Here is a 21,839-nt window from a genome sequence, read left to right as displayed (position 1 = left end):
GGGATTAAAGATGATTCACGAACAGGCTCGCGAGATTCTGGAGAGACTGGTGGGACGTGTGGAACGTGTTATTGTCGGAAAGCGGACGGAAATTGAACTTGCCGTCGTATCGATGCTGTCCGGCGGCCACATTTTGCTCGAAGATGTGCCAGGTGTCGGCAAAACGCTGCTGGTTCGGACGCTCGCCGCTTGTATGGGCGGTTCGTTCGGGCGGATTCAATTTACTTCAGACCTTTTACCTACGGATGTAACGGGGGTTACAGTATATCAGCCGCAGACCGGGCAATTTGAATTTCGTCCGGGTCCGGTGCATGCCAATTTCGTATTGGCGGACGAGATCAACCGCGCGGCTCCTCGGACCCAGTCAGCTTTGCTGGAAGCGATGGAGGAACGCAGAGTGACCGTTGACGGAATTACGAGAGCGCTGCCTCAGCCTTTCCTGCTGCTGGCCACGCAGAATCCCCTTGAATACGAGGGGACATACAGGCTCCCCGAGGCTCAGCTTGACCGCTTTTTGATGCGGCTGACCCTGGGGTATCCGATGCCGGAACAGGAAATCGAGATGCTGAGCCGTGGGCAGGAAGCTGCCGTGGAGATCAAACCGGTTCTTGTACCCGAGGAAATGAGGTATATGCAGCTACAGGTAAGAAGCGTTCTGGTGGACGACCGGATCAAAAAATACTTGGTTTCCGTCGCGGATGCCTCCCGGCGCCACCGCCAGCTGTCGCTTGGAATCAGTCCGCGCGGTACGCTGGCCTGGATGGGAGCGGCCCAAGCGATGGCTTATTATAAAGGCAGAACTTATGTAATCCCGGATGATGTGAAAGCCGTTGCCGAGTCCGTGCTTGCCCATCGGATTGTCTTGAAGTCGGAGGCAGTCCTGTCGGGCGTTCACGCGGAACAGGCCGTGGCAGACCTGCTTAACCGGGCGGAGGTGCCTTTGTTCAGCCATGTCCCCGCGGCGGGGGGATCCCGATGAAGAACGGATTTTGGACGTGGTTGATTTCAATAATATCCGTCGGCTCGCTGGGAGCCCTCTATGGATGGAAGGGCGGCCAATCGCTTCTTTTTCTGCTGCTGCTGTTAGTCATCGTAATTATTCAAGGAGCGGCGGTTCAATGGTTTGGACCTAAGCAAGCCAAAGTAGAACGGACCTGGCATCCCCTGAATCCCCGAGCGGGAGAGGAAGTTGAAGTTACGTTGACCATTACGCTCTCCGGCGGTTTTATGCCTTTGTGGATGCAGGCGGAGGATGAATGGTCGGCTTCGCGGGAGACGGAGCCAGGCAATGATCAAGAGCCGCAAGGCGGGAAGCTTGCCTTCGGCGGTTGGAAACGGAAGTTTACAGGCACTTATTTAATGAGAGAAACGAGCCGAGGGGTATATGCGGGGCAGTCCGTGCGGATCACTTGGGGAGATTCCTTCGGATGGTTCAAGCGTTCCTTGCGCGCAGAAGCGAATGATGTTCTCGTCATTCACCCTGCGCCGCTGCCCGTTGAACTTGTAGGGACCAGCGCTGCCGACCCTGATGGGGACGAGCAAGGGTCAGTGCGAAATGCCGAGTCGGAGGCCGATTTCGCTGCGGGCCGGCTTCGGGCTTATGAGCCGGGGGACCCGCTCCGCCGGATTCATTGGAAGAGTTCAGCCAAGAAAGGCCTCTTGCTTACGCGCATTCCCGAGCCGGCTGAATCCAAATCCCGCTGTTTGCTGCTGGATAATGCGATGAGCTCTTATTCGGGGAGCCTTGGCGGAAATCGGGCAGGAAAAGGTAGCGGGAATGGGAGCGGGGCGGTGCTGAGAGGAAACCCTACCGGTGGGTTTGAAATTGCCGTTTCAGCGGCCGCGTCTTGGTTAAGCCGGGAGCTCGGGCGTACCGGCGAAGTCTGCTTCCGCCATGGGGGCATGAGCGAGCTTGCCATCAAGGCGGCTCCGACTTTCTCGGGCAGCCGCGGTCTCAAAGAGGGCCTCGACCTTCTGGCAGGTACCACGCTGGACCCCGGCTTATCGGGCTCCGAGCTTCTGCGGAGGACGCATGCTTCTTTGCATAGGCAAAGCCTGACTTTTATTACGGGCCATTTGACTCCGGAACTGGGCGAAGCGGCGTTACAGCTGGCAGAGCGAGGGGCTGCCTTGGAAATCTGGTACGCATGCGGAACGAAGGGGAATGCCGAATCAGTCCGCCTGGCCCAAGCTTTGCTGGAAAAAGGCTTGGTCCTTATAGACCTGACGCGTTATATCGGCGGAGTATCAGTGGCGCCGAAAGGAGGGGCCAAGCATGGCATCGCTTAGAGCGCAAACCGGCGTTGGCGGTCCTGCCGCCGGGATATATGACGGTTCTTCGGTACGCCCCCTCGCGTCAAGCCGTAGACGGTCCTTAAGAGAAACCGGACAGCGTTTATTCCTGTCTGTGCTTTTGTTTGGCATGTTTGGGGAATGGTTGTATCCGTTGCACTCTTTTTTGGGCGGTGAGCCGTACCGGCTCATCGCATTGTTCCTGGGCGTCACCGGCATTCTGCTAGCTGCCGGCTGCTTACGGCTGCCGACTTATTTGTATGCGCCGATCCCTGTAGTTCTTGTGGCAGGCGCTCTGCTGTATTTGTACGGGCAAGAGACCGGGATGTCCTGGTTTGTGGACTATGCCGGACTGATCGTCGCCGATGTTACGGAGATTGTTCAGTCCGGCAGATTGTACGGAATCAGCGAGGAATCCAGAGCGCTCCTGCTGCTGATCGGCTGGACGCTGCTTGTCGTCTCCGTACAGATGCTGGCGCTCGGCAAGCATAGTATTATGCTCTTTTTTCTGGCAACGTTACTGTATTTGATTGCTATCGAATTTGCGGGAAACGTGCCCGTGTACTCGGGACTTATCCGCTCCGCAGGGTGGGGGCTTATTCTACAGGCCTTATTGTTCCGCAATCAATTGCATATTGGCGGCAAGCCTGGCGGAATTCCCTTCGGCAGCGCCGTGGCGGCGTTTTGCGTGCTGGGCGCTTTGTTATTGAGCTCGCTCCTTCCGATTCAGCCGGTACGGAACATTCCATGGAATCAAATTGTACAGGCTCTTGAAGGGTGGAGCGGCTCTGAATTATCGGACCGGCCGCAAACCAGCTATGCTGTGTCCGGGTACAGCAAGGACGATTCCCGGCTTGGGGCCCCGCTGCGTCTCCGCCATGAGACGTATTTCACTGCGGTATCGCCGCAAAATACGTATTGGCGCGGGGAGAGCAAGAGCGTTTATACCGGTCGGGGCTGGGCTTCATCTCCTGCAGCCTCACACCTGGTGGCCTGGTCGAATACAACGGAGGATGCGAATGCAGCTGATGGAGTAACTATCGAAGGTGAAGGTATCGCGGGTATTGCCGGAACTGCCGCCGAAGAAGCCACCGAAGAAACCGCCGAATCTTTGGAGGCATCTCCCGATAGCGGTACCGCCGTCATTAAACAATCGGTTATGTTTAAGCAGCCGGTCACCGGTAAGGTCCCGTTCTTTAGCGGCGGCAGTACCGTGAGTATCGATCAGGTTTTCGCCGAGAATCTAAAAGCAGAGTCCGCGGCTGTCAGTTCCCGGTATGATGATGGAACGGGAGCTAACTATTTTGAACCGGCTTATCCGGAGCAGGAGCTCTATGGATATGAGCTGACGGCTCAAGTGCCGGCAGTCTCTGCGAGTCGGCTTCGCCTGGCCCAAGGCGATGACCCCATGGAGATTACTGCCAGGGAGCTTCAGCTTCCGGATCAATTACCGGAACGGGTAGAGCGGCTGGGGACTGCTCTGACGGAAGGCCATGCCAGCAGGTATGATGCGGTAGTGGCTGTAATGAATTATTTGGAGAAGCATTATATTTATAGCCTGGATACGGAGGCACCGCCGGATGGGAATGATTTCGTCGATTATTTTCTGTTCGGGCAAAAACAAGGCTACTGCGATCACTTCTCCACCGCGATGACCGTGCTTCTCCGAAGCGGGGGCATTCCAGCCCGGTGGGTCAAAGGCTTTGCTCCCGGAACCCCCGTCTCTGAAGACGACAACCGTATTAATGTCAGTTATGCCGATGCTCATGCCTGGGTGGAAGTTTATTTTCCGGGGGAAGGGTGGATTCCATTTGATCCGACACCGGGGTACGAGTCAGTATTTGCCGCAGGTCAGGAAGAACCGGCTGGAGTAGAAGATAGCCTGGGGAATGATGGATGGTGGCAGAAGCTGCTTTTGACGACGGGGATATTGTTGGATGGTTTGACGAAGTTTATTACTACCGGCTGGAGCATGCTGCAGGAGTCTTTGTTACTTTGGTCAAGCGTAGCGCTGGGGATCGGCTTTGTGCTGTATACGGCTATAATTTACCGGAGGACCTGGCTTCGTGAAGGTTCTTATCTCATGTGGCTCTTTATGCTGAAACGACGCCGGAGGTTTCCGGAAAGAACTGAATTGCTGCGGGCGGCCGACCGCGTTTGGAAGGAAATCTACCTTGCTTACGGACCGAAAACCTCGGGGATGACCGCAAGAGAATACGTAGGTTCGATCCATGCCAAAGTTGGCGAACAGATCGTGAATTTGGAAAGCTTTGTGATGATTTGGGAGAACCTATATTACGGGGCAGCCGGAATGGATCGGACCAAGAGCAGAGACTTTCTGAAGCTTTGCCGGAATTTGGCTTACCGGGGACGCTGAATTACCGCCGGGTCTTCCTTGACGAGCTCTTTTGTCGTTTCGTATAATTAGGTTCATGAATTAAGGGAGGCTCGGAAATGAATAAGCCAAATGAAATGATTGTCGTTCTTGATTTCGGAGGACAATACAATCAACTGATTGCCAGACGGATTCGCGATTTGGGCGTGTATAGCGAATTGCTGCCGTTTAATACGCCGGTAGAACGGATTCGTGAACTTTCGCCGAAAGGGATCGTATTCTCTGGCGGACCATCCAGTGTATACGCTGAAGATGCGCCGCATATCGATAAAGCCATTTACGATATTGGCATTCCGATCTTCGGGATTTGCTACGGCATGCAATTGATGGCCCAGCAGCTTGGAGGCAAAGTGGAACGCGCCGCTAAACGCGAGTATGGGAAAGCGGACGTTGATTTCGCTGAACATTCCGCGCTTACGAAGGGCTTGGACGCAAAACAGACCGTTTGGATGAGCCACGGTGACCATGTGGTCGAATTGCCTGAAGGCTTCGTTGTGGACGCTTCTACCGAGCACGCGCCGATCGCCGGATTTGCCAATACTGAGAGCAAAATGTACGGCGTTCAATTCCACCCGGAAGTGCGTCACTCCGTTCATGGCAATGAAATGATCAAGAACTTCATTTACGAAATCTGCGGTTGCGAAGGCAACTGGAGCATGGAGACGTTTATTGAAGATCAGGTTCGCGAAATCCGCGAGCAAGTGGGCGACCAAAAGGTTCTCTGCGCGCTTAGCGGCGGCGTGGACTCCTCTGTTGTAGCAATGCTGATCCATAAGGCGATCGGCGATCAGCTTACTTGCATGTTTATCGATCACGGGCTCCTTCGTAAAGGCGAGGCCGAGAGCGTAATGGAGACGTTTGTCGGCAAGTTTGATATGAAGGTCGTCAAGATCGATGCCCGCGAACGGTTCCTGTCCAAACTGGCAGGCGTCGATGATCCGGAGCAAAAACGGAAAATTATCGGCAACGAATTTATTTATGTCTTCGATGAAGAGTCGGCGAAGTTCGACGACTTCAAGTTCTTGGCTCAAGGCACACTCTATACGGATATCGTAGAGAGCGGAACAGCTACGGCTCAAACGATCAAGTCCCACCACAATGTAGGCGGTTTGCCGGAGGATATGAAGTTCTCGCTGATCGAGCCGCTTAATACGTTGTTCAAGGACGAGGTTCGCAAAGTCGGTGAGGAACTTGGTCTCCCTAGCGAGATCGTCTGGAGACAGCCGTTCCCTGGACCGGGTCTGGCGATCCGTGTGCTTGGCGAGGTTACTGAGGACAAATTGCAGATCGTTCGTGATTCCGACTACATTCTCCGCGAAGAAATTGCCAAAGCGGGTCTGGACCGCGAGATCTGGCAATACTTCACGGCGCTGCCGAACATGAAGAGCGTAGGCGTTATGGGCGATGCCCGTACTTACTCCTACACCGTCGGCATCCGCGCGGTGACTTCCATCGACGGCATGACCGCCGACTGGGCGCGTATCCCTTGGGACGTGCTGGAGAAGATCTCCGTACGTATCGTCAACGAAGTGGATAACGTCAACCGCGTCGTGTACGATGTGACTTCCAAACCGCCGGCTACGATCGAGTGGGAATAGGACGGGGAATTTAATGCCGTCGATCGCTGGGAAGCCTTGATATACAAGAATTCACAGCGTTGGTGGAATTGAAATTCCGCGTACACCTGCAACAATAGAGTACAAAAATTACTCTCTTTTATCTGCGTTGTCTAGCAGATAGAAGGGAGTTTTTTTTATGACCAGAATCAAAGAACTGATTGAGGATTTAGGCTGAACCAAGAAATTTTGGGGAGAGAAAAGAAGTACATTGAATTTTGTATGCCATTCGGATCTCATCTGGTCAGGCTGAAAGCAGCGGCAGCTTCGAGAGTCTGTTAAATAAATTTTCAACCTAAAAAAGTCAACTTTAAACACAATAAAACCTATTTACATTGAATTGTTATAACAATAAGATATCTCTAAATCTTGCTGCTATTAACAATTTTCGAAAATTAGTAGCAGTTGGACAACTAAATGGAAAAGGGAGGCGTGAAGGTATGAAAAGATCTAAAAAGTGGCTGACTATGCTGCTGATTTTCACTCTTGCAGCGACATCCGGTCTGGTTGCCGGTAATCAGGAAGTAAAAGCGGCCGATAAGCTAACCCCGGCAGCCGGAAAACTTCCAGGCCAAAGCAATCCGTTGATTACGCACAAATATGGTGCGGATCCATATGCAATGGAATACAACGGCAGACTCTATCTCTATTTAACGGATGATCAGGCTCAGTGGGAGCTGACTCCGGATACGAATAACAGTTACGCCAACGCCCGCAGCATCACGATTATTTCATCATCCGATATGGTGAACTGGACCGATCACGGCAGGGTACCTGTTGGGAAGCAGGTTGGAGGAACGGCATGGGCTAACAATGCTTGGGCGCCGGCCATTGCCTGGAAAAATATCGACGGCAAGGACAAGTTCTTCTTGTATTTCGCGGACAATGCATCCGGGATCGGTGTGCTGGTAGGGGATTCCCCGATCGGTCCTTTCCATGATCCTCTCGGCAAGCCTCTCATCGACAGAAGTGTTCCGAATGTCACGACAACCGGCGTGCCTTGGCTTTTTGACCCGGCCGTCCTGGTGGATGATGATGGTAAGGCTTATCTGTATTTTGGCGGCGGAATCACCGGATTGGACGCCAATAATCCGAAATCGTCCCGTGTCGTGCAGTTGGACGATGATATGATCAGTATTGTTGGAACGCCGCAGGAAATTGATGCGCCGAGAATTTTTGAAGATTCCGGTATCCATAAGATTAACGGTAAATATTACTACTCCTATTGTTCGAACTTCAGCGGCAATGATGGACCGGGCTATCCGCCGACAGGGACGATCGCTTACATGGTTAGCGACAGCCCGATGGGACCTTTCGAATATATCGGACCTATTCTTCCCGGGCCGCATGTGTTCGGAAACGGGGATGCGGGCAACAACCACCATGCGATATTTCAGTTTAAAGACAAATGGTATATTACCTACCATACTCGCCAAGTAAACATCGCACAAAGATTAATCAACGGACAAAACGGGCATCGGGATTACCGTTCTCCGAGCATTACAGAGCTTGAAATTGATCCAGACACCGGACGAATCACCCCGCTTCAAATGGAGAATAAAGGTGTTGGCCAATTAGAAGCTTTAAATCCTTACAGCAGGGTTGAGGCCGAAACGATAGCTTGGAATGGTGGAATATCCACTGAGCCGACCACACAGCCGGGAGCCATGGTCGAGAGCATCAATCTACAGGTTACCGATATAAACGATGGGGATTGGATCGCGGCAGCGGATGTAGACTTTGGCGACAAAGGCGCCGGCACATTTACTGTCAATGTTGCAAGCGGTTCCAAGGGAGGGATCATTGAATTGCGGCTGGATCAAGCCGACGGTGAACTGATCGGAACGCTCCCTGTACCTTCTACGGGCGGATGGGATCAATGGAAAACACTGACTACATCCATTTCCGGAGCTGCAGGCGCTCATAATTTGTATATGGTATTTAGAGGTGAGGAAACAGGTCGTCTATTTAACCTCGATTACTGGCAGTTCCATGAAAAGAGTGATCGAAATGACCTTGTAGCGATTAACGCATCGATCGATAAACAAAAAATTGACATCGCTTCCGGCAGCAACACAGCGAACATTACAGTCAAAGCGATATATGCTGATGGAACCAGTGAAGATGTAACAGCCAAGGCTTCGGCAGTCCCGGAACAGGAAGGGATTGTGAATATAAGCGGCGGAGTTGTTACTGGAGTAAACTACGGATCTACAAATATTAATATTAGCTATGAAGGAAAAACATATGGAATCTACGTTGAAGTCAAAAACTTGAAGGCAGAGCTTACGGTGAAGAAGCTCATTGTGGACAACAATAAGCCTGTGCTCGATCTTGGCAGCACTGAATCCTTCAAGGTTACCGCTGAATATGAAGATGGACATACCGAGGACGTAACTGCTCTAGCGGATTATAGCAATTCGAATCCGGATGTAGCGGAGGTGTCGAATGGTAAAATTACAGCGAAACGCAGCGGCACCACTTCGGTTATTGTCAGCTTTAAGGGAGCAATGGGACATAACGTAACCGCTCAAATTTATGTAAGCGTTTCGAATGTATCTGCACCTTTAAAGTTTATCATCAAAAACAGCGATCCTCAATTTGAGGGACCGGCCAAAGTAGTCTACGGTGATGTTATCGGATTTTTCGATAAGGGAACGGATGGCAATAAGGATGGCGCGGTTACGTTTACCGTGAATGTTCCAACTGCGGGAAAATACAAGATGTCTGTCTATAATGTAGTCCATTGGGGCGAGGTGCCTCATCAATATACGATTAATGGAGATACAAGCAATACGATTCAGTACAAGTATCCATCCGCTCCAACTGGATGGAAGCTGTCCCCGTTCACCCCGGATCTCACATTAAATGCAGGTGAGAACACAATAAGAATTGCGTATGATCCTGCGGCTACGGGAGCTGCAGAACTGCAATATATTGAATTACAGGCGTACAACGGAGACAACTCTTTCGTTCCTATTGAGGGAGTCTCATTGGATAAGAGCGAAATTGCACTGGAAGCAGGCGATTCGGATACGTTGACAGCTACTGTCAATCCGGACACAGCGTCAGATAAAAATGTAACATTTATCGTTGAAGGGAGTGCCGTGACTGTTACCGAGTCGGTGTACGATGTCATTGAAGGTACAACCAGCGTGTGGATCAAGGCTGAAGAGCCGGGTTCCGCCATCGTTAAGGCGTATGCCGGAGGATTCGCGGCAGAGACTGTTGTAACGGTAGAAGGCGGGGAGGTGCCGCAGCCGGAAATCATTAAAGTAACAGGTGTAACATTGGATAAAGAGGCGCTCACCCTGGAGGTTAACAAATCAACGCAATTAAAGGCTGCCGTCACTCCGGCAAATGCAACAAATAAGAAGGTAACATGGTCCAGCAGTGATGAAGGAATAGCAACGGTGGACCAAGAAGGTAATGTTAAAGGAATTAAGGCTGGAACGGCAACGATAAGAGTGACAACAGAGGATGGCGGCTTCACCGCAGAAAGCGCAGTAACCGTTCAGAATCCGTCCGGAGGCAGTAATCCGGGGAACGGCGGCGGCTCCGGCGGCAGCAATCCGGGTAGCGGCGGCAGCTCCGGCGGAGGAAGCACTGGCGGCGGCTCCGGCAATTCAGGGGCGGTTAAGCCTGCAGTACCTAATGAAGAACAAAAACCAACGGAAGAACCAAAAGCCCCTGAGACTTCACCACAACCCCCGGCTCTTCCTAAGTTCACTGATCTAACTAATCATTGGGCCAGCAAAGAAATTGAGAAATTGGCAAGTAAGAATATTATCAGCGGATATCCTGACGGAAGCTTCAAGCCAAATCAAGAGATTAATAGAGCAGAATTTGTTACCTTGGTTTGCAGACTGCTGCAGCTGGAGTCCACGGCAGGAGGAAGCGCATTTAAGGATGTTAAATCCGATGCGTGGTATGCGGGCTGTGTCGGTGCAGTTAAAGAGGCGGGTATCGTTGGGGGATATCAAGACGGAACCTTCAAGCCGAATCAAAAAATTACTAGAGAAGAAGTCTTTGTGATCATCTATAAAATGGCAAAAGATAAATTGAATGCTTCAGGTAATCAACAAGCCTTCATAGATGATGCAGCCGTATCTTCTTGGGCAAAAGAAGCGGTGAACGCGCTAGTGAAAGCAGGCGTGGTAAGCGGCTATGAGGATGGGTCCATTAAACCTAAGAATAGCATCACTCGCGCTGAAGTCGCCAAGCTTCTTGCTTACTTTGCGCAATAGCCAGCAATACAAAAGGGACGTCCCATAAGTCAACATACAGACTTATGGGACGTCCCTTTATGCGCATCGCCGAGCGTATCAGCATCATTAAACGGCACGGTAATGACTCCTTGGGCGATGCTCGTCGGGCGCTGTCCTAAATCCCGAGCGTGAAAGGGCAGGAGCCGGCGGCGACCAGCACGAGTCGGAATGGCCGTGATAGCAGCAGACGAATTTAATGATTTTGTTGCGCTTCATATACGCACGCGCCGATCGCCGGATTTGCCAATACAGCGAGCAAAATGTACGGCGTTCAATTCCACCCGGAAGTGCGTCACTCCGTTCATGGTAATGAAATGATCAAGAACTTCATCTACGAGATCTGCGGTTGCGAAGGCAACTGGAGCATGGAGACGTTTATTGAAGATCAGGTTCGCGAAATCCGCGAGCAAGTGGGCGACCAAAAGGTTCTCTGCACGCTTAGCGGCGGCATGGACTTTTCTGTCGTAGCGATGCTGATCCATAAAGCGATCGGCGATCAGATTACCTGCATATTTATCGATCACGGCCCCTTCGTAAAGGTGAGATCGAGAGCGTAATGAAGACACCGTCGGCATCCGCGCGATGACTTCCAAACCGCCAGCTACGATCGAGTGGGAATAGACGGGAATATAATCTGCCAATCGCTTGGAAGCTTTGATAAACAAAGGTTTCCGTGTTGATGGTATTGAATTCCTGTGTACACCTGCAACAATAGAGTGAAATAATTACTCTCTTTTATCTGCGTTATTTAGCAAATAGAAGGGAGTGTTTTTATGGCCAAAAATTAATGAGTTGTATGACCAAAATTAATGAGTTAATAGTAGTACATAGTAGACTTGTGTTTTTTTCGCTTAGGATGCTTTTTTTCTAATGAGATAGGGATGAGCACCACAGATTACATACATATAAAAAGAAAATATCAATCCAATATTATGGGTCGTATGGTATAATCTTACCAACTGAATAAGTCGTAACTCCTATAACGATTTATCGACTAACAAAATTCAAGGAGAATTTGTATGTCCATTTTTAACAAATTATTTGGTCAAAAGCGTACCGTCCTAAGTCCAACCTTTGTAAAGGACTTCTCTAAAGATAATAATCAGTTATCAGCTCTCACCGAACTGCTAAATAAAATTGTTGATGGTGAAAAAAAGGATAGTATTGAAAGGGACATAAAGTTCCTTAAATATGGGTTAGATGGCGAGAACAACGTCTATTTTGAACTGAAAAATTCATTCCTTCCGATTCTTTGTTTACATGATGTAAGAGTTTCATATGAGGACTACGTAGCTCAGTTGGATTTCGTTGTGATTTCCAGTAAATTTATATGTATTCTGGAAACTAAAAAATTAAGTGGTAATATCTCTATTGATCAAGACGGTAACTTTATACGGACAATGAAGAATCGTTTTGGTAAAGAGTATAAAGAAGGAATTTACAGCCCAATCACGCAAAATAAAAGGCATGTCGATATTCTAAAGCATGTACTTTCAAAAGAGTTGAAGATCAATAACATGCCTATCTTGTCACTCGTAGTAATGGCAAATCCCAAAACGATAATTAAAAAGTACAAATGTCCAGCAGAAATTGAGAAATCGCTTATAAAGTATGACCAAATCAAGGCTACTTTAGAGAAATACCAGAATGTTAAAGCTAATCAGTACGACCTTTCGGAGAAAGATATGTTCGACATTGCCAATTTACTCGTAAGATTGAATACTCCTATAGCTATGGATTTAGAGGCCAAGTACCAGTTATCAAATGGAGAGTACCAAAAAAAGGACGATGAACAGCTTCGTGAAGAACTGACGTCATACAGGCTTCAGACCTCACGGGCAGAAAACATCAAGGCATATTACATCTTTAATAATGCTGAGATGGAGGATATGATAGCTAAGTATCCGAGAAAAGAAGAAGAGCTATTAGAGGTAAAGGGCTTTGGAAAAGTGAAGGTGGAGAAATATGGTGAGGAAATTCTGAATATTTTTAAAGGGCAATAAAATACCGCTGAATACGATCAATTGGGATTAGATTTTATAGAGACTGGGAACCTTAGGGTTCCCAGTCCTTTTGTATTAGGCTAAGTTAAACGTACTGTTTAAAAACCAAAATATACCATTATATGCATCCTATGTTATCATAAGCATCAAATATAAATTATTGCAGTTAGAAAGGAGTAAGACATGGCAAATATCGAGCACTTGTAAACCGTACATGTTCCAGCATCGAAGGTGTATGAAGCTTTAACCACCGCTGAAGGACTGTCGGAAACATGGACCAATGAACTTGTTGTTGATAATCAGATTGGCTTTATTAATGAATTTCGATTTGGCAGCAATGATATAACTAAGATGAGAATAGAGGAATTGATCCCTAATAAAAATGTCGCTTGGCAGTGTATAGATTCAGATCCAGAATGGATTGGTACGATGATTTCCTTTGATATTCAAGAGAAGAACGGGAAGTCTTATATTAGCCCTATCATAAACGTAAGTTTTAATAATTAAGTTTATACAGCGCCTTCCACCAAAACGAGCCGTTTTCTATCTGAATTGTCGAATCCTGTCAGCGAAAAACAAATACACTAAACATGAATTTAAACAATATATTTCAAAAATGCGCTAAATGCGAACAATACCAGCAAATACATAAAATAATATTCGCTTTTTTAGTTGACAATCTGCCTGTTCGAGCCTAGAATAAGTCATGTAATAGGTCTTGAGTCCAAGACTTTCGGAAAGATTCGACAAATTACAACTTAATGCTTTTCGTATAATTCCGGGAATCGGCCCGGAAGTCTCTACGAGGTCACCGTAAATGATCTGGCTACGAAAAGAAGAAGCGAAACCCTTCGATAATCAGGGTGACGGATTTAGAGTTCCAGAATCAGTGAACCTGTCCGTGAGTTTTTACTTCGCGCTTCTTCTGGCTGTACGGTACCCGGGGATGATCTAACCTCGGGATTTTTGTCGTTTCCGACTCATAAGTAATGTTGTTCAAAAAGTCATCTTTTGATCGCGAAGTAGCTCTGGAAGTAAATTCGGCATCGAATCTTGAATTCAGTCGATCGCTCCGTTGCTCACGTAGGTTTTGCCTACGCTCCGCTACTCACTCGCGACTTCATCCAACCTTCTCGGCGCTGAAAAGTCGACTTTTTGAACGCGAACTAATAAGGAGGAGTATTAGAATCATGGATCGTTTTTTTAAGTTAAAACAGAATGGTACAACGGTTCGTACGGAGATTATGGCCGGTCTCACCACGTTTATGGCCATGGCTTACATCCTTACAGTCAACCCAAACACACTGACGGCTTTCGGTCAGATCGACATGGGCTGGTATTCTGTTTTCTTGGCGACGGCTCTGGCCGCTGGTATTTTCACGATCGCCATGGGTCTCTTTATTAACTTCCCAGTAGCACTTGCACCAGGTATGGGTCTGAACGCTTATTTTGCCTCTGTAGTGCTTTCGTCCGCTTCTACGGACCATCCTTTCACTTGGGAAATGGGCTTGACCGCCGTATTCATTTCCGGTTTGATCTTTATCCTGTTGACGATAACCAAGGTCCGCCAAATGCTTCTGGACGCGATTCCGGATTCACTGAAGCATGCGATTACGGTCGGGATCGGGCTATTCGTTACCATCGTCGGTTTGAAAAACAGCGGCCTGATGACGGTCGGCGTAGAAGCCGGCAATGACATCCCGGCACATACATTTACCGACGTTCTTTCTTTTGAAACTGTAATTCACTTGGGCAGCCTGGAAAACACCGACGTGCAACTCGCCATTATCGGCTTGCTCCTGATCGGCGTTCTGATGGTGCTTCAAGTTCGCGGCGCTATTCTGTTCGGGATTCTCGGAACTACGATTATTGCCATGCTGATGGGTGCCGTTGATTTCAACTCGGTATCGACTAGCCAAGCTAAATGGATTCCTGATTTCTCCGAGCTTAACTTTATGAAGTTCGACTGGAATGGCATTGTCCATACGGGCATTATTTCGGCCATCGTTACCTTTACTTTCGTTGAATTGTTCGACACCTTCGGTACGCTGGTAGGTACGGCGACTCGCGCCGGGCTCATGAAGGATCCTGTAGAAGGCAAAAAACGCGTTGGTAAAGCGATGCTGGTTGACGCTGTAGCCGTAACAGGCGGCGCTATGCTCGGTACCTCGACCACTACCGCTTATGTAGAAAGTACGGCAGGGGTTGCCGAAGGCGGACGTACCGGCTTGACGGCAGTAACTACAGGGGTCTGCTTCCTGCTTGCTCTGTTCCTGGCTCCAATCGCAGCGCTTATTCCTGGCTCCGCTACCGCGGCTGCTCTGATTATTGTAGGCGTACTGATGCTTCAATCGATTCGTGAGATCGACTTCCATGACATGGTTGTGGCGATCCCGGCTTTCTTGACGATTACGATGATGCCTTTCACTTACAATATCGCTAACGGTATTTCTTTCGGGATTGTGTTCTATGTCGTGCTCGCATTGATTGCGAACCTTCGTACAAAAGGAAAATATAAAGTACATTGGATGATGTGGGTGCTGGCCATCCTTATCGTTCTCCGCTACGTCTTCCTTGGAAGCCAAGGCTAATAAACCAACATTAATATAATGTAGGAAGCCCGCCAAACCGGATCAACCGGATGGCGGGTTTTTTTTGTATTGCGGCGGCCTGCGGATATAACCTTGAGCGCGATTCCGGCATAACCTTTGTCCCGGTGCATATATTTTTAAAATATATAAATGCATTGAAATCCGGGGTGAGCAAGGGTCGTGTTAAAGATTACGAAGGCGGTTATGGCCGCGATAATGATGTGGATGCTGACTTTTCTTCCGGCTGGAGTTTTACATGCAGAGGAAGGGAATTTGCTGCAAAACGCAGGGTTTGAGAACTTGGATTCGGTTTCGGATTCCCCGGATCACTGGAGCCGGGATGCATGGGTGCAGACCGAGGGTGCAAGTCAATTGGGGATCGTACGGGATACGGCCCATTCGGGAAATACGGCCGCCGTAGTGGATAATATCCAGCCCAATCACGCGAAATGGGTACAACGAATTTCGGTGAAGCCGGAGACGGATTATGTCATATCGGGCTGGGTTCAAATCGTGCAAATGGGCAGTGGAGAGATCGGAGCGACTATTTTTCCACTGGGCGTGGGCGGAGCTTTCCCGGATCTGAAGGATTCGGAGGGGCAGTGGAAAAAGCTGCAATTTTACGGTAAAACCGGACCGGAGCAGCAAGAGCTCACGGTTGCCGCTGGCATTGGCGGATACGGCCGACTGAATACGGGAAAAGCGTACTTCGATGATTTGGACGTTCGGGAAGCCGGAACACTGCCGGAAGGAGTGAATCCGGTCTTGCTGGAGTCGCCGACCACCGATCCGCCGCAAGGGGATGCTGGTGAAGCGGCGGCAGAGCCGCAAGATCAAACGGGAAATGCGGCGGTCCACGTATCGATACTGCCTATCATGCTGTTTTCCGTAATGTTCAGTCTGTTATTCGTCTTTTTGTATCAAAAAGTACTGCGTCGCCAACAAGCTCGGCTCGGGGAAGCGGTGAGCCAGGAACATGCTTGGTTCGCATTTATGATAGGCGCGTCGCTGCTGCTTCGGATCGGAATCGGTTTGACCGTGGATGGATTTGAAACCGATATGAACACCTTCATGGCATGGGCCAACCATGCGGCGGAAAGCGGGATCGGCAATTTTTATAATGAAGGGATGTTTGCGGATTATCCGCCGGGTTATATTTACGTCCTGTATGTGCTAGGTTCTATCCGCAGCGTGTTAGGAATGGATTTTGGATCGGCAGGGGCGGAATTGCTCTTTAAAATGCCGTCCATTCTGGCGGATCTGGTTACAGGTTATTTGATCTACCGGGCTGCCGGCAAAACACTGGGAAGCAAAATCGCCCTCGCTCTGTCTATTCTATATCTGTGGAACCCGGCCGTCCTCGTCAATTCCTCGGCTTGGGGTCAAGTCGATTCATTCTTCGTCCTGTTTCTTCTCATCTCCATCTTGGCATTGACGGAGCGCCGCTTTGAATGGTCTGCGGTATGGCTGGCTATCGCGATGCTGATCAAACCGCAAGCAGTCATCTTTGCGCCGGTATGGTTGATTGCTTGTTTGTATTATCGGGATGCCAAGCGGATCTCAAGGAGTATTTTGTGCGGAATTTGTGTGTTCGGTTTATTGGCGTTGCCTTTTTTCTGGAATCAAGGCGGGCTCTCCGGATTGATCGCTCTTTATCGCACAACTCTTTCTTCGTATCCTTATGCGTCCGTGAATGCCTTCAATATTTATGCGTTGTTTGGACAAAACTGGTCACCGCTTGATAACAGCTGGTTATTTCTAACGTTCCGCGTGTGGGGACTCCTGGCGATTCTCTCAGCGGTTGCTTATGTGTGTTATATCTCCTTTAGAAAACAAGGGCCAAAACGTGATCTTTCCAGCTCCTATTTTATCGCCATGGCATTGATTGTGATCCTGTTCGTGTTGGGGACGAAAATGCATGAGCGCTATATGTTTCCGGCCTTAATATTAAGCCTGTTCAGCTTTATTCAGATCAAGGATCGCCGATTGCTTGCGCTTTTTACGGGATTTAGCTTGACCCAATATGTGAACGCGGCCTATGTTCTGAAATATTTAAATGCCGGGTCCAGCCCCGGAAATGATGGAATCGTGCTGATTTGCTCCATTGCGAATGTGGCGCTGCTTGGATATATGTTGTACCTCGGTTTTGATATTTACATTAAAAAGAGAATCAAACCGCTTATGCCTCGAACGGATGAGGATCGACAGCTTGAGGATCAGAGCCTGTTGGCGGAGCTGGCGTTGCCCCCGGACCATGGGGGTACCGGTAGTAAAGGCCTTACTTTTCTCCGTCGCATCAAGGAATGGAAATGGATTGGCTTAATCACACTTGTGTACTTGGCTGTCTCCTTATTTCAGTTAGGGTCGCTTAGGGCGCCGCAGAGCGGATGGACGCCACAAGCGGGCGAAAGTTTTTACGTGGACCTAGGTGATGTAAAGCGGGTAGAGCGACTGAATCTTTTTGGCGGCATCGGGTCTGGAGACTTCAAACTGGAATTCGGATTGGATGGGATAACATGGGAGCGACCTCTGGAGGTCACCGGGGATGTCAGTGATGTGTTCGCGTGGAAGAGCCTTCCGCTTGGTTTTGAGACCAGATATGCGAAGTTTACAGTGGAAAAGGCAGGCTTCTCCCTAAATGAAATGGCATTTTTTGAGACGGGAGGCCAGGTTCCTATTCCTATCCGCCAGATCCATGAGCCTTCGGGCGCGACTTTAGAGGACGGGGAAATCGGCCGACTGTTTGATGAACCGTCAACCGCGAAGATAAAGCCGGATTTTTATGACGGCACGTACTTTGATGAAATTTACCATGCACGTACCGCTTATGAATACTTACATGGACTTCCTCCCTACGAAAACACACATCCTCCGTTGGGTAAGCTGCTCATCGCTGTCGGCATTCAAGTATTCGGATTAAATCCGTTCGGCTGGCGCATCATCGGCACCTTGTTCGGAGCAGCTATGCTGCCGTTGATTTATGCCTTTGCGCTTCGTATCTTCGGCCAACGGAAATTTGCGGTGATGTCCGCCGTGTTATTTGCGGCTGAGTTCATGCATTTCACCCAAACCAGAATCGCCACGATCGATGTATTCGGCGTATTCTTTATCCTTTTAATGTTTTACTTTATGAGTCGTTATACCAGTATGAACTTCAACAAAATCGGAATCGGCAAGACGTTGGTTCCGCTATTCTGGGCGGGGCTGTTCTTCGGAATCGGGGTCGCCGCTAAATGGATCGTACTGTATGGCGGGGCAGGCCTGGCGGTGATGCTGGGAATATCGTTGTATATGCGTTACCGGGAATATGCGGCCGCCAAGCGAGCCTTAGCCGCGAATCCGGATTCGGATGATTTTGGCCAACACCTCCGGATTTACCGGAGAATCGTAACCTCATTTTCAAAAAACATTCTGATCACGCTGGGAGCTTGTCTCGTATTTTTTGTTATGATTCCGGCATTCATTTATGCTTTGTCTTTTATTCCGCCGCTCTCGGCTTCATCGGAAGGGTTCACATGGCACAGCCTGATTCAGGCTCAACAGCATATGTTCAGTTATCATAGCGGTCTAGTGGGCAGTCATCCTTTTGCCTCCTCCTGGTGGGAATGGCCCTTTATGAAACGGCCGGTCTGGTATTTCAGTGGGGAAGGGGATTCACCTGGAATTGTGTCTAGCATTGTAGCGATGGGAAATCCGTTGATCTGGTGGGTCGGCGTGTTCATGCTGATTGCCGCTCTATGGCTGTCGCTTAAGCGAAAGGACCGGGGCGTCTATGTCGTTTGGATCGCCTTTCTGGCGCAGTATGTTCCCTGGATGCTCGTTTCTCGGGAAACCTTTTTATACCATTATTTTGCCATGGTACCGTTTCTGATCCTGGCCATCGTATACGTCGTGAAGTTAATTGAAGAAAAGCGGACCCATCTCAGCTATATCAGAATAGGGTTCATGACCGCGGCGATCCTGTTGTTCGCCATGTTCTACCCGGTGTTGTCCGGCATCAAGGTTAGTTCGAATTATATTGAGCATGTTCTGCGTTGGTTTCCTTCATGGTTGTTTTAGGCTTTAAAGCTCGAAGCTGCCTGTTGCGTTCAATTGTTAGATGAGAAGGGGGAATAGTTATGCCGATTGGCTGCAGCGTGATCGTTCCGATGTTTAATGAGGAGGAAGTCATTGAGCATACTTATAACCGCTTAAAGCGGGTTATGGACTGCTCGGAGGAGGACTATGAGCTTATTTTTGTGAATGACGGAAGCGTGGACCGGACTGCGGAAATTGTGGAAGCCATTTGCCGGCGCGATCCCAAAGTTCGGTTAATCCAATTCTCCAGAAACTTCGGCCATCAGATTGCTATCAGCGCAGGGATGGACTATGCTGCCGGACAATCGATCGTGATCATAGATGCGGACCTTCAGGACCCGCCGGAAGTTATTTTGGAGATGCTCGATAAATGGAGGGAAGGCTACGAGGTCGTTTATGGAAAGAGAATGAAGCGCAAAGGCGAGACCGTATTTAAAAAAGTGACCGCCAAGATGTTTTACCGTTTGCTCGGCAAAATGACGCAGGTTGATATTCCTTTGGATACCGGCGACTTCAGGTTGATTGATCGTAAAGTGTGCGACGTGCTAAAAGGATTGAAAGAAAAGAACCGCTTTGTCCGCGGTCTCGTCGGATGGGCCGGATTTCGCCAGACCCGGGTGGAATACGTTCGGGAAGAACGATTTGCCGGCGTTACTAAATATCCTTTGCGGAAAATGCTGCGTTTTGCAGCCGACGGAATTACATCCTTTTCCCATAAGCCGTTGAAAATAGCTTCCTACGTTGGTTTCGTGCTCTCTTTTTCCAGTTTCGTGTACCTGTTCGTGGTTCTGCTGCAAAAATGGCTGGAGCTTGGCATGGTCCCAGGCTGGGCTTCCATTGTAGCGATTAATCTGTTCTTTAATGGTATTGTATTGATGCTCCTTGGCGTGATGGGAGAGTACATTGGGCGGATTTACGATGAGACGAAGGATCGTCCCTTGTATATCGTTCGCGAGAAAGTAGGCTTTGAATACGATGACAATCCCGTTTCGGGGAGGCAGTCACCTTATTCGGAAGAAAGACTGAGGGAACAGGTTGAGGAATATGCCGGTTAAGCGCCTCCGTTCATCTTTTTTACAATTTTTAAAGTTTAATCTGGTCGGGTTAGCAAATACAGCCGTGGATGTTGCCCTGTTTGCAGTATTCGCCGCATTGGGGATCGGGAATGCTTTGGCCCAAGCGCTCTCCTATTCGGCAGGAATGATAAACAGTTATTTACTGAATACAAGGTATACTTTTCGTGATCAACACGCGAAAGGAACAAGCCACTTGTTCGACTCAAGGCGATTAGTCCGGTTTGTTGTGCTAAATTTAATCGTTCTTGTTGTTTCTGTAGTATTGCTGAAAATTTTGGTTTCAACAATAGGGATACCTGTATTGATCGCCAAGCTGGGGGTCACCTGCATAACGCTCGTCCTGAATTTTTTGGGAAGCCGATTGTGGGTTTACAAGCAGGTTCGATATTTATCCGGGGGAGAGCAGCCATAGCTGATTAAAACAGCAGTGCTTATATAATTTTGGATTGGTTGGTCCGCTAAGAGCGCGGATAGGCATAAGGCAAGCTATAGTCCAATAATATAAGAGAGGAAAATAGGTTCTTGAAACTGTATATCAATTGTATTGGGAGTGGGCTGAATGAGAATGAGAGCAAGGACCGCCCTTGCGGCAACATTGGCTGCCGGCTTGGTATTAGGAACGGCCAATGCAGTAAATGCTACGTCTGATGAACAAGAGGAAAGTCAGGGGGGGACTGAGTATAACACGTTAGGAGGATATCACCCGTATCCTACTAAGACACCAAAGCCGACCCCAACGCCGGATTGTCCGCCGACCCCAACGCCTACGCCAAAACCAACAAAAACACCGCAGCCGACACCGACACCGACACCGACACCAACACCAGAACCGACAAAGACACCGAAACCAACAAAGACGCCGAAGCCAACACCGACACCAACGCCGACTCCAACACCAGAACCGACAAAGACACCAAAGCCAACAAAGACGCCGAAGCCAACACCAACACCAACACCGACACCGACACCAACACCAACGCCGACACCAACACCAGAACCGACAAAGACACCGAAACCAACAAAGACGCCGAAACCAACACCGACACCGACACCAACACCAACACCAACACCAGAACCGACAAAGACACCGAAACCAACAAAGACGCCGAAACCAACACCGACACCGACACCAACACCAACACCAGAACCGACAAAGACACCAAAACCAACAAAGACACCAAAACCAACCCGTACTCCAGATTGCCCACCAACACCAACACCAACACCAACACCAACACCGACACCAACACCAACACCGACACCGACACCGACACCGACACCGACACCGACACCGACACCAACACCGACACCGACACCGACACCGACACCGACACCGACACCGACACCGACACCGACACCGACACCGACACCGACACCGACACCGACACCAACACCGACACCGACACCAACACCTACACCACTACCGAAACCAACCACAGCACCTGACTCACAGCCACTAACGACCGCTCGGACCGCGTCGCCGTCCGCGGGCTACTGCTGACGCACCACTGGGGTCTCCCC

Annotated in this window: 13 protein-coding genes, 2 pseudogenes and 1 riboswitch; of the genes and pseudogenes, 14 read left to right on the top strand and 1 reads right to left on the bottom strand. The window is 49.4% G+C overall.

What is annotated here, in order from left to right:
- The first annotated feature begins 10 nt into the window (after positions 1-10).
- The 5 genes from KB559_RS18150 to KB559_RS18130 all read left to right on the top strand — a co-directional run bounded on the left by KB559_RS18150 (position 11) and on the right by KB559_RS18130 (position 10,550).
- Positions 11-979: an AAA family ATPase gene (locus KB559_RS18150; RefSeq protein ID WP_211023619.1), complete on the top strand. Its 969-nt coding sequence runs from the start codon at positions 11-13 to the stop codon at positions 977-979.
- Entirely contained in the window at positions 976-2,289 is a 1,314-nt protein-coding gene (locus KB559_RS18145) for a DUF58 domain-containing protein (RefSeq protein ID WP_211023617.1), read from the top strand. The genes KB559_RS18150 and KB559_RS18145 overlap by 4 nt, the downstream gene beginning before the upstream one ends.
- Positions 2,276-4,669, top strand: coding sequence for a transglutaminase-like domain-containing protein (locus KB559_RS18140; protein ID WP_211023614.1), 2,394 nt, complete (start codon positions 2,276-2,278; stop codon positions 4,667-4,669). Before KB559_RS18145 ends, KB559_RS18140 begins: the two co-directional genes overlap by 14 nt.
- 77 nt (positions 4,670-4,746) lie before the next feature.
- Positions 4,747-6,285: a glutamine-hydrolyzing GMP synthase gene (gene guaA, locus KB559_RS18135; RefSeq protein ID WP_211023612.1), complete on the top strand. Its 1,539-nt coding sequence runs from the start codon at positions 4,747-4,749 to the stop codon at positions 6,283-6,285.
- Positions 6,286-6,743: 458 nt separating this feature from the next.
- On the top strand, positions 6,744-10,550 hold the full coding sequence (locus KB559_RS18130) for an S-layer homology domain-containing protein (protein ID WP_211023610.1): 3,807 nt from the start codon (positions 6,744-6,746) through the stop codon (positions 10,548-10,550).
- A gap of 71 nt (positions 10,551-10,621) precedes the next feature.
- On the opposite strand, the pseudogene KB559_RS25225 reads toward KB559_RS18130, so the two are convergent.
- Positions 10,622-10,805, bottom strand: a pseudogene (locus KB559_RS25225) (aspartate aminotransferase family protein); the annotation flags it as partial.
- 29 nt (positions 10,806-10,834) lie between these two features.
- On the opposite strand from KB559_RS25225, the pseudogene KB559_RS18125 reads away from it, so the two are divergent.
- The 9 genes and pseudogenes from KB559_RS18125 to KB559_RS18085 form a co-directional block, all read left to right on the top strand.
- A pseudogene (locus tag KB559_RS18125) lies at positions 10,835-11,136 on the top strand (glutamine amidotransferase-related protein); the annotation flags it as partial.
- A gap of 454 nt (positions 11,137-11,590) precedes the next feature.
- Entirely contained in the window at positions 11,591-12,574 is a 984-nt protein-coding gene (locus KB559_RS18120) for an NERD domain-containing protein (protein ID WP_211023608.1), read from the top strand.
- Between the two features lie 231 nt (positions 12,575-12,805).
- Positions 12,806-13,081, top strand: coding sequence for an SRPBCC family protein (locus tag KB559_RS18115; protein ID WP_211023606.1), 276 nt, complete (start codon positions 12,806-12,808; stop codon positions 13,079-13,081).
- Between the two features lie 241 nt (positions 13,082-13,322).
- A riboswitch (purine riboswitch) is annotated at positions 13,323-13,423 on the top strand.
- Positions 13,424-13,764: 341 nt separating this feature from the next.
- Positions 13,765-15,165 carry an NCS2 family permease gene (locus KB559_RS18110; RefSeq protein ID WP_211023604.1) on the top strand — a complete coding sequence of 467 codons (1,401 nt, stop codon included), beginning with the start codon at positions 13,765-13,767 and terminating at the stop codon, positions 15,163-15,165.
- 50 nt (positions 15,166-15,215) lie between these two features.
- The gene (locus KB559_RS18105; protein ID WP_211023935.1) at positions 15,216-15,461 is read left to right on the top strand and encodes a hypothetical protein; all 246 of its coding nucleotides are present in this window, start codon (positions 15,216-15,218) and stop codon (positions 15,459-15,461) included.
- Positions 15,391-19,224 carry a glycosyltransferase family 39 protein gene (locus KB559_RS18100; RefSeq protein WP_247681936.1) on the top strand — a complete coding sequence of 1,278 codons (3,834 nt, stop codon included), beginning with the start codon at positions 15,391-15,393 and terminating at the stop codon, positions 19,222-19,224. Before KB559_RS18105 ends, KB559_RS18100 begins: the two co-directional genes overlap by 71 nt.
- Before the next feature lie 59 nt (positions 19,225-19,283).
- The gene (locus tag KB559_RS18095; protein ID WP_211023602.1) at positions 19,284-20,297 is read left to right on the top strand and encodes a glycosyltransferase family 2 protein; all 1,014 of its coding nucleotides are present in this window, start codon (positions 19,284-19,286) and stop codon (positions 20,295-20,297) included.
- Complete coding sequence (locus tag KB559_RS25600; RefSeq protein WP_211023600.1) at positions 20,287-20,730, top strand: GtrA family protein; 444 nt, start codon at positions 20,287-20,289, stop codon at positions 20,728-20,730. The genes KB559_RS18095 and KB559_RS25600 overlap by 11 nt, the downstream gene beginning before the upstream one ends.
- Positions 20,731-21,062: 332 nt before the next feature.
- Positions 21,063-21,764 (top strand): hypothetical protein, encoded by a 702-nt coding sequence (locus tag KB559_RS18085; protein WP_211023598.1) that lies wholly within the window; start codon positions 21,063-21,065, stop codon positions 21,762-21,764.
- The last annotated feature ends 75 nt before the right edge of the window (positions 21,765-21,839 follow it).

Source organism: Paenibacillus sp. Marseille-P2973 (genome assembly GCF_018101095.1).
GTDB classification, from domain to species: Bacteria; Bacillota; Bacilli; order Paenibacillales; family Paenibacillaceae; genus Fontibacillus; species Fontibacillus vini.
Note: the sequence above shows the minus strand (reverse complement) of the source record. Positions and strands in the feature narration are given on the sequence as shown.

Bases quoted from the DNA above. Each gene is read 5' to 3' on its own strand.
- KB559_RS18150 (WP_211023619.1), top strand. From the start codon at position 11: ATGATTCACGAACAGGCTCGCGAGATTCTGGAGAGACTGGTGGGACGT.
- KB559_RS18145 (WP_211023617.1), top strand. From the start codon at position 976: ATGAAGAACGGATTTTGGACGTGGTTGATTTCAATAATATCCGTCGGC.
- KB559_RS18140 (WP_211023614.1), top strand. From the start codon at position 2,276: ATGGCATCGCTTAGAGCGCAAACCGGCGTTGGCGGTCCTGCCGCCGGG.
- guaA (WP_211023612.1), top strand. From the start codon at position 4,747: ATGAATAAGCCAAATGAAATGATTGTCGTTCTTGATTTCGGAGGACAA.
- KB559_RS18130 (WP_211023610.1), top strand. From the start codon at position 6,744: ATGAAAAGATCTAAAAAGTGGCTGACTATGCTGCTGATTTTCACTCTT.
- KB559_RS18120 (WP_211023608.1), top strand. From the start codon at position 11,591: ATGTCCATTTTTAACAAATTATTTGGTCAAAAGCGTACCGTCCTAAGT.
- KB559_RS18110 (WP_211023604.1), top strand. From the start codon at position 13,765: ATGGATCGTTTTTTTAAGTTAAAACAGAATGGTACAACGGTTCGTACG.
- KB559_RS18105 (WP_211023935.1), top strand. From the start codon at position 15,216: ATGGCGGGTTTTTTTTGTATTGCGGCGGCCTGCGGATATAACCTTGAG.
- KB559_RS18100 (WP_247681936.1), top strand. From the start codon at position 15,391: ATGCTGACTTTTCTTCCGGCTGGAGTTTTACATGCAGAGGAAGGGAAT.
- KB559_RS18095 (WP_211023602.1), top strand. From the start codon at position 19,284: ATGCCGATTGGCTGCAGCGTGATCGTTCCGATGTTTAATGAGGAGGAA.
- KB559_RS25600 (WP_211023600.1), top strand. From the start codon at position 20,287: ATGCCGGTTAAGCGCCTCCGTTCATCTTTTTTACAATTTTTAAAGTTT.